The organism is Paenibacillus spongiae (assembly GCF_024734895.1).
Taxonomy (GTDB): Bacteria; Bacillota; Bacilli; order Paenibacillales; family Paenibacillaceae; genus Paenibacillus_Z; species Paenibacillus_Z spongiae.
In genome coordinates this window covers 6,026,772-6,050,286 of sequence record NZ_CP091430.1, presented here as the reverse complement: position 1 = coordinate 6,050,286, position 23,515 = coordinate 6,026,772, and the positions used below count along the sequence as shown (strand labels likewise).

15 protein-coding genes are annotated in these 23,515 nt (G+C 52.3%); 14 read left to right on the top strand and 1 reads right to left on the bottom strand.

The genetic code is table 11. The features are described 5' to 3' along the window. Positions 1-581: 581 nt before the first annotated feature. The 14 genes from L1F29_RS27255 to L1F29_RS27190 all read left to right on the top strand — a co-directional run bounded on the left by L1F29_RS27255 (position 582) and on the right by L1F29_RS27190 (position 22,367). Positions 582-1,352: a sugar phosphate isomerase/epimerase family protein gene (locus L1F29_RS27255; protein ID WP_258385170.1), complete on the top strand. Its 771-nt coding sequence runs from the start codon at positions 582-584 to the stop codon at positions 1,350-1,352. A 187-nt stretch (positions 1,353-1,539) separates the two neighbouring features. Continuing rightward, positions 1,540-2,664, top strand: coding sequence for a Gfo/Idh/MocA family protein (locus L1F29_RS27250; protein ID WP_258385169.1), 1,125 nt, complete (start codon positions 1,540-1,542; stop codon positions 2,662-2,664). Between the two features lie 168 nt (positions 2,665-2,832). Continuing rightward, entirely contained in the window at positions 2,833-4,245 is a 1,413-nt protein-coding gene (locus L1F29_RS27245) for an ABC transporter substrate-binding protein (protein ID WP_258385168.1), read from the top strand. A 326-nt stretch (positions 4,246-4,571) separates the two neighbouring features. Continuing rightward, positions 4,572-7,625 carry an extracellular solute-binding protein gene (locus L1F29_RS27240; RefSeq protein WP_258385167.1) on the top strand — a complete coding sequence of 1,018 codons (3,054 nt, stop codon included), beginning with the start codon at positions 4,572-4,574 and terminating at the stop codon, positions 7,623-7,625. Between the two features lie 32 nt (positions 7,626-7,657). Next, complete coding sequence (locus L1F29_RS27235) at positions 7,658-8,527, top strand: carbohydrate ABC transporter permease (protein WP_373876567.1); 870 nt, start codon at positions 7,658-7,660, stop codon at positions 8,525-8,527. A gap of 75 nt (positions 8,528-8,602) precedes the next feature. Beyond that, positions 8,603-9,478, top strand: coding sequence for a carbohydrate ABC transporter permease (locus tag L1F29_RS27230; RefSeq protein WP_258385166.1), 876 nt, complete (start codon positions 8,603-8,605; stop codon positions 9,476-9,478). Positions 9,479-9,493: 15 nt separating this feature from the next. Beyond that, positions 9,494-11,560, top strand: a complete 2,067-nt coding sequence (locus tag L1F29_RS27225) for a YIP1 family protein (protein WP_258385165.1) — start codon at positions 9,494-9,496, stop codon at positions 11,558-11,560. Beyond that, positions 11,544-13,853 (top strand): DUF5696 domain-containing protein, encoded by a 2,310-nt coding sequence (locus tag L1F29_RS27220; RefSeq protein WP_258385164.1) that lies wholly within the window; start codon positions 11,544-11,546, stop codon positions 13,851-13,853. Before L1F29_RS27225 ends, L1F29_RS27220 begins: the two co-directional genes overlap by 17 nt. A 4-nt stretch (positions 13,854-13,857) precedes the next feature. Next, on the top strand, positions 13,858-14,736 hold the full coding sequence (locus tag L1F29_RS27215) for a carbohydrate ABC transporter permease (protein WP_258385163.1): 879 nt from the start codon (positions 13,858-13,860) through the stop codon (positions 14,734-14,736). A gap of 5 nt (positions 14,737-14,741) precedes the next feature. Continuing rightward, positions 14,742-15,728 carry a carbohydrate ABC transporter permease gene (locus L1F29_RS27210; RefSeq protein WP_258385162.1) on the top strand — a complete coding sequence of 329 codons (987 nt, stop codon included), beginning with the start codon at positions 14,742-14,744 and terminating at the stop codon, positions 15,726-15,728. 83 nt (positions 15,729-15,811) lie between these two features. Next, complete coding sequence (locus tag L1F29_RS27205) at positions 15,812-16,804, top strand: LacI family DNA-binding transcriptional regulator (protein WP_258385161.1); 993 nt, start codon at positions 15,812-15,814, stop codon at positions 16,802-16,804. Positions 16,805-16,945: 141 nt separating this feature from the next. Beyond that, positions 16,946-18,280 (top strand): glucoamylase family protein, encoded by a 1,335-nt coding sequence (locus L1F29_RS27200; protein ID WP_258385160.1) that lies wholly within the window; start codon positions 16,946-16,948, stop codon positions 18,278-18,280. A 21-nt stretch (positions 18,281-18,301) separates the two neighbouring features. Then, on the top strand, positions 18,302-20,725 hold the full coding sequence (locus L1F29_RS27195) for a beta-galactosidase (protein ID WP_258385159.1): 2,424 nt from the start codon (positions 18,302-18,304) through the stop codon (positions 20,723-20,725). Positions 20,726-21,431: 706 nt separating this feature from the next. Then, positions 21,432-22,367 carry a phosphotransferase enzyme family protein gene (locus L1F29_RS27190; RefSeq protein ID WP_258385158.1) on the top strand — a complete coding sequence of 312 codons (936 nt, stop codon included), beginning with the start codon at positions 21,432-21,434 and terminating at the stop codon, positions 22,365-22,367. Between the two features lie 391 nt (positions 22,368-22,758). Here L1F29_RS27190 and L1F29_RS27185 read toward each other — a convergent pair whose 3' ends face one another. Then, complete coding sequence (locus tag L1F29_RS27185) at positions 22,759-23,493, bottom strand: phytanoyl-CoA dioxygenase family protein (protein ID WP_258385157.1); 735 nt, start codon at positions 23,491-23,493, stop codon at positions 22,759-22,761. Positions 23,494-23,515: the final 22 nt, after the last annotated feature.

Below are 23,515 nucleotides of genomic sequence, written 5' to 3'. Positions count from 1 at the left end.
TTTGTGTTAAAAGTCCGCAGCGCTTTAATCAAGGAGCTGATGCGGCGGATTTCACGGGCTTAAATGAAGTTCGTATTTTTGCACATGTACACGATACCTGGATGTACGCCGCCTTGTGCGGCAGGAGTCATAATAGTCCTCTCCAGCAGATGGAATGGCTGATTATATGAGGTATGTATGGAAGCCTGATACATAAGCACGCACATGAGAACGTCGACAAGCGTTGAGGGGGATGTCCCATTTTTTGCATAAAATCAATAAAGTGTTCGGACCTTTAGCAGCTCATGAGGCGAGCTTCGCCGCTTGTAATTTTATGCTGCGGCCCCCTCGAGAAAAAGGGTGTATGTTACATTTTCGCTAGGATCAGGATGGCGCTCTAAAACGATAATTATCGAAACGTTTCGAGTTATTTGAAGAGAAACGGAGCATTTCGTCGAAAACAGGAGGGAAAACCGTTGTTTTATCCGGAATTCAGGGAAAATATTAACTTGAAAGCGCTATATTTCTGCTGTATATTCTAGGAGAAATCGAAACGGTTCGAATGAATGTGAGGGCTGCCTCGCAAGGAGGAAGAGTTGAACATGAATATATCCATCGCTTCGTATTCTTTTCACGGCATGTTTAACCAAGGGAAGATCGATCTGTTCGGCTATCTGGAAAGCTTGAAGTATCGTTATCATGTAAGCGGTGCCGATATTTGGAACATCATGCTGTCTTCTTACGAGGAAGACTACCTTCGCAAACTCAAAGAGGCCATCGATGATAAAGAGCTTCATGTTGCCAATTTGTGCGTCGACGGCGCTCATGTTTGGGATGAAGATCCGGAACTGAGAGAGAGCAATTACCAGAATGCGCTGAAAAATTTGCGAGCAGCGGAAATTTTGGGGGCGCAGACGGTCAGGATCGATATGGGCGGCCATGATCTGGAAATGTCAGACGAACAATTCGATTATACCGTAAAAAGATATAAAGAGTATACCCGTCGCGCTGAAGAAAGCGGTTACAAGATTGGTCCTGAAAATCATTGGGGCACATCTCGCGTTCCGGCCAACATCAAGAAACTGGTGGAAGCTGTGGACAGCCCGGCATTTGGTATATTGCTGCATCTGGAGAACTGGGATGTGGATAAAGAAAACGGCGACCGGCTTTGCGCGCAGTATGCGTTCCACACTCATTTTGCCGCTTGGGTGCTGCCGCGTTACGAGGAGAAAATCAAGAACCTGATGGATGCCGGATATACCGGACACTACAGCGTCGAACACCATTCCAGCAAGAACGAATACGAGGAAGTGGAATGGCAGCTCGCCAGCATCCGCCGCCTATTGAAGCAAGCGAAGCAGGGAACGAACTAAAGCCATGCAGTTAGGCAAAGCGTAAATCTTCACGAAACGAAGCATATGCTTCCGAAGCGAGTTTTGTTGCGAAGAACGGCATGGAAGCGAAGCTTCACAAAAGGAGGCTTATGCTTCCGAAGCGAGTTTTGTTGCGAAGAACAGCATGGTAGCGAAGCTTCACAAAACTTTAAGGAGGCGAACGACTGTGGATAAGATTAGAGTTGGCGTTATCGGCGTTGGACTGATCGGGAAGCAGCATCTGGACTTCTACGCGAAGATTGAGGGAGCGGAAGTGGTGGCGGCCGCCGATGTCAATGAAGCGGAACTGAAGAATGTCGCCGAGAAATACAATATCCCGCATACATACACAGACTTTCGGGAAATGCTGAAGCGCGACGATATCGACGCCGTCGATATTTGCTTGCACAACAATTACCACACTTCTGCAACGATCCTTGCGCTGGAAGCGGGTAAGCACGTCTATTGCGAAAAACCGATCGCCGGCTCGTATACGGACGGCAAAGCGATGCTTGACGCGGCGGAGCGATGCGGCAAGAAGCTGCACATCCAGCTAAGCTTTCTGTATCACAAAGACACGAAAGCGGCCAAGACGCTTATCGAGGCAGGCAAGCTGGGCAAGCTGTTCCATGCCCGCTCGACAGGGTACCGCCGCCGCGGGCGTCCTTATGTAGACGGCTACGGGACGAAGTTCTTCACGAGAAAGGAAACGGCCGGAGGCGGCGCGCTGTTCGATATGGGCGTCTACAACATTTCGCAGCTGCTCTACCTGCTCGGGAACACCGAAGTGCAGACCATTACAGGCAAGACGTATCGCGAAATGGAGATCGATGAGCGCAGGAACGCGATTTCCGGGTTTGACGTTGAAGAATTGGGCATCGGGTTCGTCCGGTTCAAGGGCGGAATGACGCTGGATATAATCGAGGCTTGGGCGGTTCATATGAACGGTTTCGAGGGCAGCAGCATTATCGGCTCAGAAGGAGGAATCCGGCTGCCGAGCTATGTGAACGGCCAAGTGACGCCGCTCAGCTACCATACGAATATGTGCGATATGGAAATGGACAGCACGTTCAACCTGGATGCGATGGATTATCGCTGGCACAACTTGCGGGATGATGTAGACGCTTACGATTCTTCCCAGCATCATTGGATCGCAGCGCTGCAGGGCAGGGTCGAACTGCTGCCGACGGCGGAAATTGCGCTGCAAACGATGCTGATCAGCGAAGGCATCTACATTTCGGGCCGCCTCGGAAGAGAAGTGACGGCGGATGAGGTTGTCTCGCTGTCCGAATCCTTAGCAATACAGCTGTAAAAAGAAAGCGCTTCACAGCGCTTTCTCTCACTCTTAATTTGAAACGTTTCGACACCTTTGGCTGCCTCACCTTATTAATATGGGAGGTGATGCGCACATCACATGTAGGAATTTCCTGTTATTTGCAACGCAGAGAGATCAAAATGAATTTGAAGGAGTTCGATGGACATGAAAAAAATGTTGTCCTTGTCCATGATTATGATCATGTGCTTGACGCTTGTACTCACGGCTTGCGGAAATTCGGGGGACGGCAATAAGGGGAACAGCAACGCGGCAAACGGCAATAAAGAGACTGGCAATACGGCTCCGGCCGATACGCCCGACAAACAAAATAATGGGCAAACGGCGGAGGGAAATAAAGAGACGGTTACGCTCAAATGGGCCACGTGGATGGGCAAAGAGGAAGCGGATCGCTATATTAAAGCATTTGAAGCTACACATCCGCACATCAAAATCGTGAAGGATACTGCCGTGGACTGGCCATGGAACGAGAAGCTGTCGGCCGTAGCGGCGGCTGGGGAGCTTCCCGACGTCATGTGGACCTTCGGCGTACCGTTCGCTGCCGCCAACGGCTGGCTCGAAGATCTGACGCCATATTTGGAGAACGATCCGGAATACAAAGAAGGAAAAACATTCAAAAATTTGGATGCCACATCGAATTATAACGGCAAGCAGTACGCACTTCCGCATTCGCTCTTTATGTTCGGAATTAACTTGAATCTCGACCTGTTCGAGAAAGAGAACGTTCCCGTTCCTCCGGTTAACTGGACCTTAGACGATATGCGCGATGCGGCGATCAAGCTGACGAAGTTCAATGAGAAGCAGTTCGGCATGTCGGGTATCGGAGGACTGCGCGAAACGCTTCCGGCCTCAATTGATACGAGCCTGGGCTGGAATACATGGGACGGCGAGAAATATAACTTCACGAATCCGGCTTATAAAGAAGCTTACGATTACGTCGACGAATTGCTCTACTCCGACAAAGTTTCTTACGACATCTACAAGCCGGAAGAAATTCAAGCATGGTTCGGAAAGGACCAATGGCCGTGGATACTGGGGAAAGTGGGCATGCAGTATGACGCTTCATGGAGTTTTGCCGGCAACGCCAAGAACGCCAAGTTCAAATGGGATATCAGACCGATCCCGACGGCGACCGGACAGCGGGTTCCGCTTGTAACGGACTATGTCGGCATGTCCAAAAGCTCCAAGCACAAGCAGGAAGCATTCGAATTTGTAAAATGGCTCACGTTCTCCAAAGAAGGCTGGATGGAGAGAATGAAGCCGGAATGGCCGCTTGGCAGCATCCCGCTCATCAACGATGAGGAAGTTTGGAATGCTTATCTCGCCAGACCAGAAATGCCGCCGGGTATGAAGGAAATGGTCAAATTGATTCCAGACGGGTTTGTCGATCTGCTGAAATGGCTTCCTGGTTATCAGGTTGCCTCGGATAATGTCTACGGACCGACAATCAAGGAATTGACCGAGAAGAAAGTCAAGCTGGAAGACATATCCGCAGATTTGGAAAAAAGAATGAACGATACGTATAAAGATGCGGCTGCTCAACTGGAAGCGGCAAAATAACGGGCTCGCAATAGCAGCAGGTATCGGAATAAAGCGCCTACTTTGCTGATATTGCCGAGGGGAAGAAACTTATATGGCTATGAAGACAGCGATCTAGGTTTCTTCTTACCAGAAATCGTGTTCTCTCCCTCCCTGTGAGGGGGAGAACCCTATTTTTCTTTTAAGAGGTTGTGCAAAAAGCCCCCTTTTGATCACGGAGCTTATCAGGATGTATATTGGAGCATCGGGTTTTTTTAAGGTTCTTGCGAGCCTTCTCAGTGCTGAAAAGTTGGCTTTTTGAACACGAACTATATCAATCGGTTCATTCTCGAAGAGGAGCAGAAACGATGAAACGTAAAGCGACGGCAGTGCTGCTTATGATTTGTATGCTGTTTTCATTAGGGGTGTCCTATCAACCGGGTCCGGTCCTTGCCGCCCCGAACGATGATACCAAGGGTTTGCTGGATGATCTGTTCGGCACCGGCGACGACAAAGCCGAGAGCACGGACGATCAGAGCGGGCCCGGATCCGATTCGAAAGAGAATGAAAACGCTCTCGAAAAAAAGGTGATCGAGGATTACTATTCCCAGCAGCTGTTGAAATGGAACAATGAGAAATTCGAATCCCAATCGTACCAGACGGTCATTCATCCCAGACAAATAAAATCGGGCAGCGGCCCGGTTGAAGTCACCCCTGCTTCGGCATCGCTTGGCTATGACGAAGAGGTGTTCTTGTGGAATGAGAAGACACCGGAAATTAATTTCACGGTCAATGTACCGGCTGACGGGCTTTACGAGATTCAAATCGACTACTATGCGCTCCCCGGGAAGATCACGCCGCCGGAAAGAGGCATACAAGTGGGCGGCGAGTTTCCGTATTACGAAGCGCGGAGGATTGTATTCCCTCGCATGTGGAAGAACGAATCCGATCAATTCCAACGCGACCAATTGGGCAACGATGTCTACGCCAATCAGGTTGAAATATCGCAATGGCAAAGCGCTCGCATGATGGATGCGAGTTATCTGCACGATGAACCCCTCAAGTTCCGGCTTAAGAAGGGCGACAATCAAATCAAGCTGATTTACATCCGGGAAGCGATGCAGGTCGGGCGGATTACCGTACAAACGCCGGAGCGCCTCGATTCCTACGAAGCGTACCTGAAGCGCAGCGGTGATGAGAAGTCGGATCCGAAGGTCATTCAAGCGTATGAGGCGGAAAAGCCGTTCGTGAAATCCGATTCCTACATTCAGGCGATAGCCAGCGGCGATATTAACGTAACGCCGAAGAACGGCACCCTGATTACCTTGAATACGATCGGAGCGGACAGCTGGAAGCAGGGCGGCCAAAGCGTTACGTGGAAAATCAAAGCGGAGCAAACCGGTTATTATCAAATCGCTTTCAAATACACGCAATATTTCAAGACCAACATGCCCGTCTTTCGAAAAGTGATGCTCGACGGGGAGGTTCCGTTCCAAGAGGTCGCAAGCTATCCGTTCCAGTATTCGCCGGATTGGAAGAACGAGGTGTTGTCGGATTCCGAAGGCAAGCCGTTCCAATTTTATCTGACCGAAGGGGAGCATCAGCTGACGCTGATCGCCAACCCGTCTCCGTATCAGCGGGTCATCCAGACGGTACGCGAGACCATGGACGAATTGGGCGCGCTCAATCTGGAGATTAAGATGGCTACCGGCAACACGCAGGACGTGAACCGGGATTGGAATATTACCGAGCAAATGCCGGACATTACCGAGAGGCTCAGCGGAATTGCCGGTAAACTGCGCGATGAATACGATTATTTGAGCAAATTGAGCGGTGAAAGTCCGGACGAGGCACGAAATCTGGTCATTGGCGCACAGCAGTTGGAAAGGCTGGCGAGCGATCCGGCCTCGATCCCTTACCGATTCAAGCGCATATCGGAAGGCTCCGGATCGGTGAATCAGAAATTGGGAGACCTGCTGCTCACCTTGCCGCAGCAGCAGCTTCAGATTGACAAGTTCTATGTGTACGCAAACGAGGAACTGCCCAAAGCCAAAGCGGGCTGGTGGAAAAAACTCGTATCGATGAACAAATCGTTCTTCACCTCATTCACCAAGGATTATTCGCAAATCAATCCTGCAGACGAAGATTCGCTGCAAATTTGGGTCAACCGTCCGCGCCAGTATGTCATGCTGATGCAGCAGCTGGCCGATCAGGAATTCACAGCCCAAACCGGCATCAAGGTATCGTTAGCCCTCATGCCGAATGAACAGAAGCTTATCCTGGCCAACGCTTCAGGCGAATCGCCCGATGTAGCGCTTGGCGTAAGCGAGAAGCTGCCCTATGAATTGGCCTTGCGGGGAGCATTAACCGATTTCAGTCAATATCCGGACTACAAGGAAGTTTTGGGAAGATTCTCACCGGGAGCTATGCTGCCGTTCATGTTCGACGGGGGCGTATATGCGCTGCCGGAGACACAGAATTTCTGGGTGCTGTACTACCGTAAAGACATTCTGGATGCCCTGGATCTGAAGGTGCCGGAAACCTGGGACGATGTTATCGGTATTCTGCCGAGTCTGCAGCGATACGGGATGAATTTCTACGTTCCGATCGCGGATTCATCCGCGTTGAAATCGTTCGGCTTAACCGCGCCGTTCATCTATCAGCAGGGCGGGGAGCTGTTCGCAAGCGACGGTACGCGGACGGCCGTCGACAGCGAGCAGGCGCTCGAAGGCTTTAAGCTGATGACGAACATCTTTACGGTATATAACATGCCGCTGCAGGTTGCAAATTTCTATAATCATTTCCGCGACGGCAATTTGCCGATCGGCATCTCCAATTACAACACGTACGTGGAATTGACGACGGCTGCGCCGGAGCTTGCCGGATGGTGGAAGATCGCGCCGTATCCCGGCGTGAAGAACGACAAGGGCGAGATCGTACGCTGGGCGCCGGGAACCGGCCAAGGCGTCGTTTCCTTCAAGAATAGCGATAAACAGCAGCAGTCATGGGAATTTATCAAATGGTGGACATCGGCCGATGTGCAGGCCAAGTTCGGCAATCTGATCGAAACCACTTACGGCCCTGCTTACCGCTGGAACAGCGCGAACCTGGAAGCATTCAGCCAGCTGCCATGGCCGGAAGAGGATCTGAACGTCATCTTGGAGCAGTGGAAATGGCTGAAAGACGTAGCGCATATTCCAGGCGACTATATGCTGGACAGGGAACTGAGTAACTCATGGAACAAGGTCGTCTTCGACGGCAAGAATCCGAGAAAGACGATTGAAGACGCCGTTATCCTCGCGAATCGGGAAATCATGAAGAAGCTGGAAGAGTTCGGTTATGTCAAGGACGGCAAGGTCATCAAGACCTTGAAGGTACCTACCGTAGAGGATGTCATAAAGGCAAGAGGTGAAACGAAGTGAAGATCGCCATGAGTAAAGGCTTGCGCAGAGAAATGGACGCCATGATGTTCGTCGGGCCGTTCGTTGTGATGTTTACCATCTTTATCGTCATTCCGGTTCTTGTCGCGATTTATTTATCGTTTACATACTTCAACACCGTGGAAGCGCCTGTCTTTATCGGCTTGAAGAACTACGTCAATCTGTTGACCCAAGATAACGTATTCATGATGTACGTGCTTCCGAATACGTTCAAGTTCTCGCTCTTGGTGGGACCGGGCGGGTACATCCTATCGTTCTTTCTCGCATGGCTGCTGTCGCAAATTTCGAGAAAGCCGCGGTCGCTGCTGACCCTCGCGATCTATTCGCCGTCGATGACGGCGGCGGTCGCAATGGCCGTCGTATGGCTCGTCGTTTTCAGCGGCGACGCTGCCGGCTACTTGAACAATTTTCTCATCAATCTCGGTGTCATAAACGATCCGATTCAATGGACGCAATCGCCGCATTACTTGATGTACATCATGATCGCCGTCACGCTGTGGAACAGTATGGGCGTCGGGTTCCTGGCGATGCTGGCTGGGATATTGAACATCAACCAGGAGCTCTACGAGGCGGGATCGATCGATGGCATCAAGAACAGGCTGCAGGAAGTGTGGTATATTACGATCCCTTCCATGAAGCCGCAGATGCTGTTCGGCGCGGTCATGGCCGTCGTGGGCACGTTCCAGGCCGGCGATATCGGCGTTCAGCTGTCAGGCGCCAATCCGACGCCGCAGTATTCCGGTCAGGTTATCATCAACCACATTCAAGATTACGGCTTCATCCGCTACGACATGGGTTATGCCTCGGCAGTATCCGTCGTGCTGCTCATCATCGTATACGGCCTTTCCAAAATATGCTGGCGGCTTTTCTCGGAAAAAGATTGATCCGCAAGCCGCCTTACGATCACGAAGCACATGCGTGTTGAACACCGCATTTATAGCTGAAGGAGAATTGTGAACATGAGCTCATTTCACGGAAGTAAAGCTAACCCGACAAGATTTCACAGAAGCCAAATCAAATACTACCTGTTTCTGATCTTGCTGGCCGTCTTTATGATCCTGCCGATCGTTTTCATGTTCTCGCAGGCATTGAAGCCGCTCAACGAATTGTTTCTGTACCCGCCGCGATTTCTGGTGGAAAATCCGACATTCAAAAACTTTTACGATCTCATGAATGTCACGAGCGTCACCGTCATCCCCATGACGAGGTTTCTGTTCAACAGTATCGTGATGACCGGCAGCGTCGTCGTGCTTAGCATCGTGATCAGCGCCATGGCCGGGTTTGCGCTTTCCAAGATGCAGTTCAAATCCAAGAAGATCATCTTCGAAGCCAACATCATCGCGTTAATGTTCGTTCCCGCCTCCGTGGCGATCCCGCGTTATTTGATCGTCAATGAGCTTGGGCTGACGGATAATATGCTCGGTCACATTATTCCGCTCCTGGCGATGCCGGTCGGACTGTTTCTGATCAAGCAGTTCGTCGACCAGATTCCCAATGATATGATCGAGGCGGCTTCCATGGACGGGGCCACGAATTTCATCATTTTTCGAAAGGTCGTTATCCCGGTCATCATGCCCGCGCTCGCTACGGTGGCCATCTTGGCCTTCCAGATGGCGTGGAACAATACGGAAACGTCCGAGATTTACATGAATAAAGAAACGCTCCGGACGTTTGCCTTCTATATGACGACGCTCACGGGTAATCTGGAGAACAAAGTTGCCGGTCAAGGGATTGCAGCCGCCGCTGCATTAATCATGTTCGTGCCCAACCTCATCATCTTTGTTTTCCTGCAAAGCAGAGTGATGGATACGATGGCGCATTCAGGGCTGAAATAGCTGGGGGAGGGGAACATGGTGAAGTACAAATGGATGCTGCTAATCGCCGTCATCGCGCTGTTGATTCAGCCGAGCGCGGCATTGGCCAATGCGCCTTACATGACGTTTACGTTCGATGATGACGGAGAGCCGATCTGGACCCAGAGCGCCTATTTGCCAGCGGGAGCCGTGGACGGATTCAACATTGTCGAAAAGGATGAGAACGGCGAAGAGAAGAAGGTTCCGCTGTCCCGCCCGGAAGATATTTTTATCGACAGCCGCGACCAGGTGTATGTGGCCGACACGGGTAATGCGCGAATCGTGGTGTTCGATCAATGGGGCAATCATATTCGGACGATCGGGAAGGACGTGCTGGGCAAGCCGACCGGCGTGTTCGTCGATGAGGAAGGCACCGTCTATGTCGCCGATTACCGCAATGAAAAAATTTATATGTTCCGTGAGGACGGAACGTTAATCAACGAATTCGGCAAACCGAAATCCCATCTGTTCGGGAAGAATGACCCGTTCAAACCGATGAAAGTGATCGCGGACAAACGCAAGAACATTTATGTCGTCGGCGAGGGTACGATCGGCGGGTTGATCCAAATCAGTTCGGAAGGCGAATTCTACGGCTATTTCGGAGGCAATACAACCGATTTCAATTTGAAACGATATATCCAGCGGTTATTCTACACGCAAGCCCAGATGGACAAATTGAATAAGCAGCTTCCGCCGTCCGCGACGAACGTGGCCATCGACAGCGAAGGACTCGTGTTTACCAGCACGGTCGGCACAAACAATAACGGCATCAAGAAACTGAACGTGGCGGGCAAAAACCTGTTGAAGGATGTGTGGTCGTTTCGGGATTTGGCGGACGTTACCGTCGATTCGATCGGCAACATCTACGCCATCGATTCCTTCCGGGGACGGATTACGGTATACGATCAGGACGGCAATACCCTCTTCGTATTCGGCGGCACCGACGTGGGAAGCCAGCGGCTGGGGCTGTTCAAGGCGCCAAGCGGCATTGCCGTCAGCTCGGACGGACGGCTGTTTATTACCGATAAGCAGCGCAACAACATCCAAATTTTGAAACCGACCGAATTTACGAAGATCGTGCATGAAGCGCTTGTCTATTACATGGACGGCAAATATGCGAAGAGCGAGCAGCCTTGGCGCAACGTGCTCCGGCTCAACAGCATGTTCGACCTGGCGCATACCGGCCTGGGAATGGCCGCCATGAAGCAGGGGGATTTCTCCAAAGGGCTGGAAGAGTTCGAGGTTGCCGGCAACAAGGAGGAATATTCCAACGCGTATTGGGAAATCCGCCGGGTATGGCTGATGAAGCATACCTCCAAATTTCTAATCGGCATCGTACTGCTGTTCGCGGTGATCGTGATCTTGAGGAAGCTGTATCGCCGATACGGGCTTGGGAAGCAGGCGGTGAACGGCTGGAAATGGTTCTGGAGCCGCAAGCTCCCGTCGCAGCTTCTGCATACGCTGCGTATCATGAGGCATCCGGTGGACGGGTATTACGAGCTGGAAACGGGAGGCAAGGCCTCCGTGTTATCGGCCACGATTCTGCTCGTTCTGGTGTTCCTGGTCCGATTGTTCGAAATCTACCAGACCAATTTCCTGTTCGCGGGCTGGGATGTCAAGAAGATCAACGTGATGAACGAGTTCCTGAAAATCTATGTCCCGTTCTTCGCCTGGGTCATTGCGAACTATTTGGTCAGCACCATCAACGACGGGGAAGGCAAGTTCAAAGATATTTATAAGGGATCGGTCTACGCGCTTAGCCCTTATATCGTGTTCGCCGGACCGGTAGCGGTCATGTCGCAAGGATTGACCCAGCTGGAGTTCGTCATTTACAATTTCGCTTCGACCTGTATCATGCTGTATTCCGCTTTCCTCATGTTCATGATGGTGAAGGAAATTCACGGCTACGAAATCGGGCAAAGCGTGAAAAATATTGTGCTGACGATCATCGGGATGCTGATCATGGCACTGCTCGCCTTCATCCTGTTTGGACTGTCCAATCAGGTAACGGACTTTATGTATTCTATCTTCCAAGAGGTGAAGTATCGTGTCTACAGTTACTAAGGCGGTCAGTTATATCGGTCTCGTTGCGCTTCTGTTTTTCGGTATCGGGCAATGGGCAGTCGGGGAAGAGAAGGACAGCGGGGAAGCGAGCCGCCTTCCCGAAACGCGGGAAGAAAGTTCGATTCAATATCAAATCAACAGCTACACCGGTCCCGAGAAGAGCGGCGGCGCTGCGCTTGCATCGCGGCAAATTCCGGCCGGGTACAAGCTTGCGGCGGAGAGCGGCAGTCTGGAATTGTACGCCGCCCAAGATTTGCAGAGCGTCATGATCCGGAACCAAACAAGCGGCTATGTCTGGAGCTCCGTGCCGGACGAGGCGACGATTCAGAAGGATCAACTGAATGAAGAATGGGGCGCAGCCATCCGGTCGCCTTTCCTGGTCGAGTATTTCGATGAGAATGCGATGCAGAAGCGCGGCAGCTACCGTTCCCTCGGCGGGAAGACGAAGGCGATGGAGCAGGTTCCGGGCGGTTTCAAAGCCACGTACGTTCTGGAATCGATCGGCGTCACCTTCGCCATGGAAGTGAAGCTGGAAGACGGCTCGCTCGTCGTGAAGATTCCCGACAAGGATATCGTGGAGAACGGCAAGGGGAAATTGTCGTCCATTCAGCCGCTTCCGTTTCTAGGGGCCGTCCGGAAGGACGAGATCCCGGGCTACATGATGATTCCGGACGGCAGCGGGGCGCTCATCCGTTTCCAGAAGGAGCATCCGCAATACGATCAGGCGTTTGAAGGCAGGATCTATGGCACGGACTATGCCGTAGAATCGGTCGAGAGCCAATTTACCTTGCGCGAACAGCCGATCCTGATGCCGGTATTCGGCCTGGTTCACGGTGTTCAGCAGAACGGTCTGCTCGGCATCATTGAAGACGGCAAATACAATTCCCGGATTTCCGCCTATCCGAGCGGCGTCAATACGGAATATTATTGGACGTCGCCCAAATTCATGCTTCGCTACCCGTTCTTCCAGCCCACAAGCAAAAATATGGGCGGATTCAACACGTACCAGAAGGAACGAAATCATGAAGACCGCCAAGTGCGGTACATGTTCCTAAACGGGAATGACGCGGATTATGTGGGGATGGCGAAGGCATACCGAAACTATCTTCAAGAGAAGGACGTCCTCTCGCCCAATAGCGATACGAAGACCGACATCCCGTTAAAGGTAGAAATGCTCGGGGCAGAGAAGGAGCCGGGTCTGCTCGGCAATAAAATCGTCAAGATGACGAGCTTCGATGAAGCCGGGAGCATCATTGACAGCCTGATGAAGGACGGGATCACGAACATATCCGCCGTCTTCAGGGGATGGAACAACGGGGGGATCAACGGCAACAACCCCGATAAGTTTCCGGTCCCCGGCGAGCTTGGCGGGGAGAAGAAGCTCGCTGCCCTGAACAAGGAGCTGAAGGAGAAAGGCGTCTCGTTATTTCTATATAACGACTATATGAATGCTTACGGCAGCAACGACAATTTCAGTCCCAAGTCGGAAGGCATCCGCACCGTCGGCAATCAGGTATTTGAAGATAAATACTATTTGTGGGCCGATGAGGAGAGCAGTGCCGATCTAACCGTCTATTTCATGAACCCGAAGGTTGCGGGTGAAATCGCCGCGAAGGATGCAGCCCGTTTCGACAAAATGGGCATCGACTCTCTTGCCGTCGATAAGGCGGGCTGGCTGCTATTCTCGGATTCCCATCCGAAGAACGGCATGTCCCGCATGGAGTCGGCCGGCGAATATGAGAAGCTGAGTCAGACGCTGCTCGAAAAAGCGGATCAATTGGCCTTCTATAAGCCGTTTGACTACTTGTGGAAGTACGCGGATCAAATGTTCGAAATGCCGCTTTATTCATCGCAGTATATGTTTGCGACCGATACGGTGCCTTTCCTGCAAATCGTCCTGCACGGCTATCGCGATTATTTCGCGCCGGATGTGAATTACAACGCGAACCCGCAGGAATATTTGCTCCGCATGGTAGAGTACGGGGCGTACCCATCCTATGATGTGATGAACGAGCCGTCGTGGAAATTGAAGCACACGCTGTCCAACCATCTGTTCACCTCGTATTTCGAGGATTGGAGAAGCGACATCAAAGTCACTTACGACAGAGTAAATGCAGCCTTGAAGCACGTTCAGACCGCTACGATCGAGCAGCGAAACGTGATTGACTGGGGCATCGTCGAGGTGACCTACTCGAACGGCGTAAAGATTGCCGTGAATTACAGGGCGAATGACGTTCAGGTCGGAAACCAGACGGTTCCGGCAATGGATTTCGTCGTGACGGGAGGGGAATAAGGCCATGCTGAAGCTGCTCCGAAAAAGAAGGGAAATGCTGACGGGTTACATGTTCGTTCTCCCGTGGATGATCGGCTTTCTGCTGTTTATGGCGTATCCGATTTATTTCTCCTTGAACATGAGCTTTCATAAAGTCATTATTTCGTCCGAAGGCATCAAGAAGGACTACGTCGGATGGAACAATTTCAAGAACGCGTTTCTGACCGACCCGAAGTATACGGAAGAGCTGGTCGTCTTCATTCAATCGGTCGTTTTCATGATTCCGATTATTATCGTGTTCTCCATGCTGGTTGCGCTGCTGATTAATCAGCCAATCCGGCTGAAAGGATTTTTCCGGGCGATCTTCTTCCTCCCGGTCGTCATCACAAGCGGCCAGGTGGTCAAGGAATTGTTCTCGCAGGGGGCCGCTTCCGTTCCGATCGTGGAGCGTTACGGCATGATCGAATTTATACAAAATAATTTGGACCCCACGTGGTCGGAGCCGATCATCTCCATTATTCAGCAGCTGATCGTCATCCTTTGGTATTCGGGCGTGCAGATCTTGATTTTCCTGGCGGGCCTTCAGAAGGTGAATACCCAGGTCTACGAAGCGGCTTCCATTGACGGGGCTTCGCCTTGGGAGATCTTCTGGAAGATCACGCTGCCCAGCATCAAGCCGTTTATCCTGGTCAACATCATTTACACGACCGTCGACTTGTTCACGAATTCATTGAACGACGTCATCGAGCTCATCAAAGTGCACATGTTCCAAATCGATACGGGCTTCGGGTACGCGACATCGCTGGCATGGATTTATTTTATGGTCATTTTTGTCATTCTGCTGCTCGTCGTGGTCATCTTCGGCAGAAACGATGATTACAACCCAAGAAAGGCAGGAGGGTGATCGGCATGAAGACAGGAATCGCGCCGCTGCGGAAGGCGGTCAAAGCCGCAGACAAAACGATGATGATGAATGGCTTGAACAAGGGGAGAAAAATTCTTCTCGGCAAGCAGGGCAATGACGGCATGATATTCAAAATCGTGGTGTACGCCCTGCTGATCAGCATCGGCTTCGTCTATGTGTATCCGATTCTGTACATGATTTCGCAAAGCTTCAAAAGCTTGGAGGACTTGCTCGATCCGACCGTGATGTGGCTGCCCAAATCGCTGCATTGGGACAACTTTGTTCAGGCATGGAAGGTACTGGAGTTTCCGAAGTCGTTCGCAGCTTCGATTTTGAACTCGGTTCTGCCTGCTCTCGCCCAAACCTTATCCTGTGCCTTGGTCGGATACGGATTCGCGAGATTCAAATTTCCAGGTAAAAGTATTATGCTTGTCTTTATTTTGTTCACGTTTATCATACCGGTGCAGGTCGTGATGATTCCGCTCTTTCTGATGTTCAAAGAATACGGCATGCTCGGCTCGCCGCTTCCGTTCATCGTCCCGGCCCTGTTTGCCGGCGGAATCAAGAGCGCATTGTTCATCCTGATCTACATGCAGTTTTTCAGAACGATACCGAAATCGCTGGAAGAATCGGCCGGACTCGACGGGGCGGGAGCGGTGAAGATTTTCTTCCGCATCATGTTGCCGATTTCCGTTCCGGCGATCGTGGTCGTGTTTCTGTTCTCGCTCGTCTGGCACTGGAACGAAACGTATACGGCCTCCCTCTATCTGGGAGAAAGCATGCGGACGCTTCCGGTTATGCTGCAAACCTTCGATTTGGCTTTCTCTCAAGCCATGTCTTCCAGCAGCGCCGGACAGGAAATGGTAAATATTAATGAATCGATCAAGCTGGCCGGCACCGTTCTGATTATATTACCGCTGCTCTTGTTGTACCTGTTCGCACAGAAGTGGTTCGTCGAGGTCGTCGACAAAACCGGAATTACCGGGGAGTGATATTGCAAAAATCGTGCTAACTGTCTCATAACCGTGTTATAATTTATCAAATGATTTTCTTTATGGAAAACGAGGAGACAAGAATGACGACGATTAAAGATATCGCCAAGATGGCCGGAGTATCGATATCGACAGTGTCATACGCATTGAACAACAACAACAAGGTAAATGTGAAGACAAAAGAAAAGATATTGAAAGCCGCACGCCAATTAAATTATCAGAAGAATGGCATCGCATCCGATTTGAAAAAAAGCAGCACGCGCACGATCGCATTGATCGTAACCGATTTGGCCGGCCCGTATTATGCGGAATTGGTGAAAGGGATTCAGGAGGTTACGCTGTCCAAAGGATACGATCTGCTTGCGTGCAGCTCGGTCGGCGGGGAGACCTCCACCGCAGTCAAATTTCTGACGGAGAAGCGGGTCGACGCCGCCATCGTATTGGCTCACAACGTTAGCGAGGACGTGATTGTCCATTCGGCCCGAAAGCAGTTTCCCATCGCCCTGCTCGACAGAACGATCGACAGCGAGCATGTCGTCAGCATCGAAGTGGACAACGAAGCGGGCTCCCATATGGCTGCGGAATATTTGATCGGGCAGGGCCACCGGGACATTGCGTATATTAGCGGCATGGCCATCAGCGAGCTTATGTACAAGAGACTGAACGGCTTCGAGAAAGCGATGCAGGAGCGCGGGCTCGAAGGCTCGAAGAGGCTGCTTCAATACGGATTGTTCAATCGGGAGAGCGGTTACAGCAATACGAAGATGCTCATTGCGCAGGGCAATTTGCCAAGCGCGATCATGTATGCCAATGATGAAATGGCGATTGGCGGCATCAACGCATTCCGGGAGCACGGCATTAAAGTGCCGTCCGATGTTTCGATCATCGGGTTCGACGATATTGAACTGGCCCAATATGTCCGCCCGGCGCTGACCACGGTGATGCAGCCTAAGTATGAGAGAGGCGCTTTGGCCGCCCATCTGATCTTTCAAATGCTGGAAGGCCAGAGCATCGAACCATTCTACAATCTGCCTACTAAATTGGTGCTGCGGAATTCCGTGACGCAAAAACGCTGATTCGGCATCCGGTTCGGTCAAATCATAGGGTTTGAAAGTTATGGTAAGTTTTATTGGCATGAAGGAACGGCTGATACCGGTTAAGGTGGTGCCAGCCGTTTCTTCATAACTGAAATTCGAAACGTTTCGAAGGGAGAATTTATGCATACGAATAGATTGATAGTGACACTTCTGTTTTCCTCGACCTTTCTTGCGGCGGGCTGTTCGAACGACGCCGGAGGCGGAAGAGGGGTAGCCGCCAGCGTCGATAAAACGGTGGATGCGATGCTGGAGGAAGAAAGCCGCGCGAGCTTCGACTTCTTCTGGCTCGAAGCCAATACCGACGCCGCGAGCGACGGTTACGGCCTCATCGCCGACCGGGCGCCGGGCAACCCCGGTGTGTCGAGCGTTGCCTCGACCGGCTTCGGCTTGACCGCACTGGCCATAGGCGCCGAGCGCGGCTGGGTAGAGAAGGAAGCGGCGAGGGAACGGGCGCTCGGCACGATCGATACGCTCCTGTGGAATGCGGAGAAGGAGCACGGGTTTCTGTACCATTTTCTAAACATGCAGGACGGAACGCGGGCAAGCGGCAGCGAGGTTTCGGTTATCGATACGGCGATCGCCGTGAACGGGGCTCTAACGGCAGGCGTTTATTTCGGCGGGGAAACGATGGAGAAAGCGAAAGCGTTTGCAGATCAGGTGGAATGGCCGTGGTTCAGGGATCCGGCTGTCAATCAGTTCTACATGGGATATTCGCCTGAGAACGGCTTCAGCGGCTATTGGGATTACTACGCGGAGCAGCTAATGATGTATATCTTGGCCGCGGGGTCTAAGACGCATCCCCTAAGCGGTGACATGTTCTATGCTTTCGAGCGAAGCTCCAGAGCCTACGGGGAGGGCGAACCGTTTATCCATTCCTGGTACGGGTCGCTGTTCACGCATCAATTCTCCCACGCCTGGTTCGATTTCCGGGGCTACCAGGACCGCGAAGGCGTGGATTGGTGGGCGAACTCGGTGATCGCATCCGAGGCGAGCCGCCAGCATGCGATCGATTTGTCAGGAACATTCAAGACCTTCGGTCCTCATGCATGGGGCTTGACGGCGAGCGACGGTCCGAATGGCTATAATGGCCGCTACGGATCGCCGCCCTCCGACCGCGACGACCGGGAGCATTTCACGGACGGAACAGTGGCGCCGGCGGCCGCGCTCGGTTCCATCGTATTCACGCCCGAAGCGTCGATTGCGGCATTGAAGCATTATCGCAGCAAACCGGAGCTGTGGAGCGAATACGGCTTGGCCGACGCTTATAATGAAGCCATCACGCCGAAGTGGGTCGGCACGGATGTGATCGGTATCGACAAAGGCATTACGCTTCTGATGATCGAGAACTACCGGAGCGGTTTTGTATGGGACTTATACATGAAGAACGATTACGTGCAGGCGGGAGCAAAGGCCATCGGGCTCGTCCCGCAGACGGAAGACGTGACAGCGAATTAATCGGCAAAGGCGGGTTTGCATATGATTGAGATTATAAACAAAGAAATTCGGATAGACGGCAAGCCGCAGATGATCATGTGCGGCGAAATTCACTATTTCCGGCTGCAGCGCGACGAATGGCAGGATCGGCTGGACAAATTGAAGCTGGCCGGCTGTAACGCGGTCGCCAGCTATGTCCCTTGGCTGTGCCACGAACCGGCCTTCGGCCAGATCGATCTTCACGGGAAGACGCGTCCCGAGCTGGACTTGGCTGGCTTCATCGACCTGTGCCGGGATAACGGGCTGTACTTCTTCCTGCGGCCGGGTCCATTCATTATGGCGGAGATTAAGAACGAAGGGCTGCCGTATTGGGTGTACGAGAAGCATCCCGAAATCGTGCCGTCCGGCTGGGATGGCCAGCCGGCTACGACGCGGACCGTCGACTATCTCGCGCCGGGCTTCCTCGCCGAAGCGCGGCGGTGGTACGAGGCGGTTATGGCTGTGGCCGCGCCTCGACTGCAGCCGAATGGCGGCAATATCATCGCCATTCAGCTCGACAACGAAATCGGCATGCTGTCCTGGGTGAGCAACGTGCCCGATCTAACCGATTTCGTGCTGAATGATTTTGCGAGATGGCTCGGCAGCGCCTACGGTCCGGAAGAGCTCGCGGCCCGATACCCGTTCGCTCTGGAAGATACGGTAAGCAGGAATGCGGGAATCCGTTCGCCAGGCGAAGAATATGCGCCTGCCCTTCACCTGGATTTGGGTCATTATATGCGTAACCGGTTTGCGCGATATGTCGATGAGCTGCGCGGATATGCGGAGGAGTTCGGGGTACGGGACGTGCCGTTTGTCATCAACATTCACGGCACGGGAGGCGGCCGCGGCTTCACGTACCCGATCGGCATCAGCCAGCTGTACGAAACCTACGAGGGGAAGCCGGGGTATATCTCCGGTTCCGACATCTACTTCGGCGATCTCGACATGAACTCGTTTCAAGATTTATACCTGATCAACGGCTTCATGGACGCGATGCACGACGAGCACCAGCCGCTGACTTCCGTAGAATTCAACTGCGGTGACGGCAACTTCGGCTCGACGTTCAGCTCGCGCTACGACCCGTCGGCCGCCGACTTCAAAATGCGGATGTGCGTCGCCCAAGGCAACCGGCTCATCAACTACTATCTGCTCTCAGGCGGCCGCAACTATGTATTGGACGACAAACCGGGCGACGGCAACGACCGGATTGCCTTTACCGGGGAACGGCACGGCTTCGCGGCTCCTATCAGTCCGGAAGGAGAGCTTAATTATACGTTCCCCCGGATGGCGCGGGGCATTCAAGCGGCGATGGCCGTCGCGGACAAGCTGGCCGTCATGCGCGAGGAGCGCGATGACGTCGCATTCGCCTTCATTCCCGATTATTTCATGACGGAATACCGGTATCCGGGCAGCGCGAAGATGAAGGAGATTTATGCGAACATCGAGGCGAACCGCGCCCACGGGGGCTGGGAGACGATGGCGAGAGCGATGCTGCTCGCAGGGTACCGGTTCGGGGCCGCGGATATTCAGAACAAGCCGCTCCGTCCGGACGAAACGCCGGTGCTGGCACTGACTTCGGCGCTGTATATGGATGCGGGCGTGCAGCGGAAGCTCGCGGACTATATCCTTCAGGGCGGCGGTCTGTTTCTTTACGGTGAGCTGCCGCTGTACGATATGGAAGGCGAGTCCTGCACCGCGCTGGCGGATGCGCTCGGCCTCCGGCATATCGGGGATTTCCGCGATGCGCCTCATGTGTATCCTTCCGTCGTGACGGAAGGCTGGCTGGCTCCAAGACCGGAAGTGCGGTCGTATCATGTGCAGACATTCGAACCGAAACCGGGCGTATCTGCGGAGACGATTATGCGCCTGTACGGGAACGGGCAAGCGTGCGGCTTCGACATCCGGGCCGGCCGCGGCCGGGCAGTCGTCATTACCGCACGTTACAACTGCGACATCGGGCTGTTCCGCACCGCGCTCGAGAAGCTCGGCGCAAAGGCCGGTCTTACGCATGACTGTCCGTACCATGGCATCTTCATGACCTCGACGTCGAACGAAGCGGGAGAGAGGTTCATCCATATGTTGAATCTTGACGGGCTGGACAAGTCGTTCCGCGTTTATGAAGATGGCGTACCGCTCTTTGACGGCCGCGAGATTACGCTCGGAAGCAAAGACGGCGTCATGCTGCCTGTCGGCATAACGGCCAGCGGGATATTGATCCGCCATTCCACTTCCGAAATTACAGGAATCGCGGATGACGAAATCTCGTTCCGGCTTACGCAAGCGCAGGATTGGATCGTAGTCGATACCGCTCGCGAGATCCTGCCTTGCGACGATTATACGGTCGAGAATCATGAGGGGCTGAAGCGGATCGTATCCCGCCTGCACGCGAAGGTCGATGACCGGCTGACCGTGCGTTTTGGATCGTAGAAGGCTTGTTCGACCACTGATTGGTAAATGGCCCGCTGGGCAGGAGAATGTTCTTACGGTCGCCGTTGTTTCCGAATTTCCGGTAACAACGGCGACCGCTTGCGCTTCACCAGAATCAATCCTCTTTGCTGAGGGCTGTCTCAAAAGTCATCAACTGTATCAGTATCGGCCGGGCATAGCGTCTCCATTGCGCCCAGCCGGCCGGCGAACAATAGGGATAGCCCCCTTGTACTGCTTAATCAAAAGGAACCGTACGACGGTAAATGGATAGACGGTGTGTTCTTCCATTTACGAAGGTACGGTTTCTTTGTTTGCTCTTCCAGCGCCCGATCAACCGGCCGCCTTATGAAATCTACTTGGTTAAGTCCCAAAAACGGACTTACAGCCGCGCATCATCCTCTTGGCGCAGTCTGTAACGCCGTTTTTCGGTCTTACGGCGCCCTATCGTGTATTCCCAAGACGTGGCGTGCGCGGCTAGACATAAATTCTTGTTTAGAGCTATCTCCTGGTTACCATGGCTCGACTATGTTCATCATTTGCTGTATGCGGCTAATCGTCCAGTGCCACTTTCAGTATCCAACGCGCGATGGGGGAACACGTTATCCATCAACCAATCATTTTGATCAATCATTTTGGATGATTGGCAGGGATTGGCATCTCTATTGAAGAAACCTCTACTAGTTATAGGAAGCGGAGGAATGTACGGATGGCATCCATGGAAGTATCTCTTACCGATCTGGTATCGCTAGAAATCCACTTGGGAACGCTTCATACAATTACTAGAATGTCTAGCGGATTTAGTAATGATAACTATTTGCTTACGGCAAGCCGGGGCAAATATAGAATTCGAGTACCGCAGTATTCCAGTCATTCGGATCATCTGGCGGCGGAGCAAGCGGTTTTGAAATGGGCTTCGGAAAAAAATACGAGAGTCGTGCCTCTTCTTCACCTGGTTCCGCTGCCAAATGGTATATACGCCAGTGTGTTCCCGTTCATTGATGCCGACCCGACGTTCGATCTGCATCAGGAGCAGCTGGTGTATAGTGCCGGCAGGGCCTTAGCTGAGTTCCACAGGGCTGTTGCCGGGTATAGCGGGAAGCATCCTTGGAAGACATTGCCGGAGTCGTTCCATGCCGAGAAGGCAGACATGAATGAATTAAGGAATACGATAAATGAACAATCGGTATCGGAGTACGCGGATTTCTGGGACGCCGTGGAGAACCTATTATTCAGGATGAACAAGATCGGGAAGCAGATGAACGAGCAGCCCTATCTCTCATTGCCGCATCTTTCGTGCCATGGTGACTATGCGCCTGCCAATCTATTGACGCTTCAGGCCCAAGTCGAAGGCATGATCGATTTGGAATGCTGCCGCTGGGCACCGAGAGTGCATGATGTGTCCACCTTTTTGCAAGCTATGCAGGAGGATGAGGGCTATAAGGAGTCTATGTCCGATTGGTTCCTGAACGGGTATCGTTCCTTAATCGAGCTGTCGGAGATTGAACGGGAATGGATTCCTGCCTTTCGGATGATCCGTTCTCTAGAAGCGGCCAAACGTCATCTGAATCGAGTTATTCATGGCGAACAACAAGTACATCCAGGATTGGTGATGTACTGGGACCGTATAACTTCGAAGCTTTGAGGACAGAGGCAGACGCAGACGCAGGCAGGCTCAGATGGAGAGGCAGACATAGATACAGAACTAGCACGTGTTGTAAAAAATGCAACATTTACTCGTGATTCAGCACATAAAAGACCGTATTGTTGTATTTTATGCAACAATACGGCCATGAAAGCTTGTTTTTGCCTCGAATTGTTGTAGAACATACAACAATTCGAGGCAATCGAGGCTTCTGTCCATCCAGTGTTGTATCGCATCGCACGAAACGGTAGCCGCTTCTTGAATTATGACAATCTATATGAATAGGATTGTCTACCAGTGTACTACTGTTACGATCCCAAGAAAAAGAGACACGCATAGAGGTTGCTAGGTGATGACGTGGATGAGCGTTGAGCGTTACCCCGGCTCCACCCTAGAACAGATCGATCTTCCGCTTCAAATCCTCCCGCACCGTTACCCTCGAATCGTGCCGGATATAGTGGCAGACGTAGGATCTGCGGAAACGGTCCTTCGTTTTGTTGCGGGTGGAGGAGTGAACGAGCAGACAGTGGAAGAAGAGAAGATCCCCTTTCTCCATCACAACGGGGATTTCCGCGCTCAAATCGACGCCTTCCGTCTCCGTGGTCCAATCCGCATGCTCCAACAGATCCTTCACCTTCCCATGGCGCAGCGGTCCCAGCTTGTGGCTGCCTGGAATAACGCGAAGGCATCCGTTCTCTTCATCGTTACTCTCCATCGCGAGGGACGTAGCAATCATAGTGTTCGGCTCGTGATGAATATATTCATAGTCTTGATGCGCCGCCTGGCCTTTCGAGCCGGGTTCCTTGAAGAAGTACATGCTCTGCACGCCGACCGCCTCATCTCCCATCAATTGGGCGAGCGCCCCTCTTATAATAGGAAGCTTCAGCATTTGCAAGGAGAAGCTATCCTTCAGATGGGGATTGAAGACCCGGAACGAGAAGGTCGCTTTCTCCGCCGAATCCGGCTGATCCGGGATCTCGTTCTTGGCCATGTTATACATATGCAGATTATAAATATCGAGTAAATCATTGCTGCAAGCCTGCTTTAGAAGAAGATAGCCGTTAGAAGCGAAAAACGAGATTTGCTCTTCGTTCAACGGGGAAATACGGTCCATTGTCTCGATCATTGTGTCACACCCTTTCATAAAA

Excerpts from the sequence above, each read along its gene's own strand:
- L1F29_RS27195 (WP_258385159.1), top strand. The coding sequence starts at position 18,302 with ATGATTGAGATTATAAACAAAGAAATTCGGATAGACGGCAAGCCGCAG.
- L1F29_RS27235 (WP_373876567.1), top strand. The coding sequence starts at position 7,658 with ATGGACGCCATGATGTTCGTCGGGCCGTTCGTTGTGATGTTTACCATC.
- L1F29_RS27200 (WP_258385160.1), top strand. The coding sequence starts at position 16,946 with ATGCATACGAATAGATTGATAGTGACACTTCTGTTTTCCTCGACCTTT.
- L1F29_RS27225 (WP_258385165.1), top strand. The coding sequence starts at position 9,494 with ATGGTGAAGTACAAATGGATGCTGCTAATCGCCGTCATCGCGCTGTTG.
- L1F29_RS27215 (WP_258385163.1), top strand. The coding sequence starts at position 13,858 with ATGCTGAAGCTGCTCCGAAAAAGAAGGGAAATGCTGACGGGTTACATG.
- L1F29_RS27230 (WP_258385166.1), top strand. The coding sequence starts at position 8,603 with ATGAGCTCATTTCACGGAAGTAAAGCTAACCCGACAAGATTTCACAGA.
- L1F29_RS27205 (WP_258385161.1), top strand. The coding sequence starts at position 15,812 with ATGACGACGATTAAAGATATCGCCAAGATGGCCGGAGTATCGATATCG.
- L1F29_RS27255 (WP_258385170.1), top strand. The coding sequence starts at position 582 with ATGAATATATCCATCGCTTCGTATTCTTTTCACGGCATGTTTAACCAA.
- L1F29_RS27190 (WP_258385158.1), top strand. The coding sequence starts at position 21,432 with ATGGCATCCATGGAAGTATCTCTTACCGATCTGGTATCGCTAGAAATC.
- L1F29_RS27210 (WP_258385162.1), top strand. The coding sequence starts at position 14,742 with ATGAAGACAGGAATCGCGCCGCTGCGGAAGGCGGTCAAAGCCGCAGAC.
- L1F29_RS27185 (WP_258385157.1), bottom strand. The coding sequence starts at position 23,493 with ATGATCGAGACAATGGACCGTATTTCCCCGTTGAACGAAGAGCAAATC.
- L1F29_RS27240 (WP_258385167.1), top strand. The coding sequence starts at position 4,572 with ATGAAACGTAAAGCGACGGCAGTGCTGCTTATGATTTGTATGCTGTTT.
- L1F29_RS27245 (WP_258385168.1), top strand. The coding sequence starts at position 2,833 with ATGAAAAAAATGTTGTCCTTGTCCATGATTATGATCATGTGCTTGACG.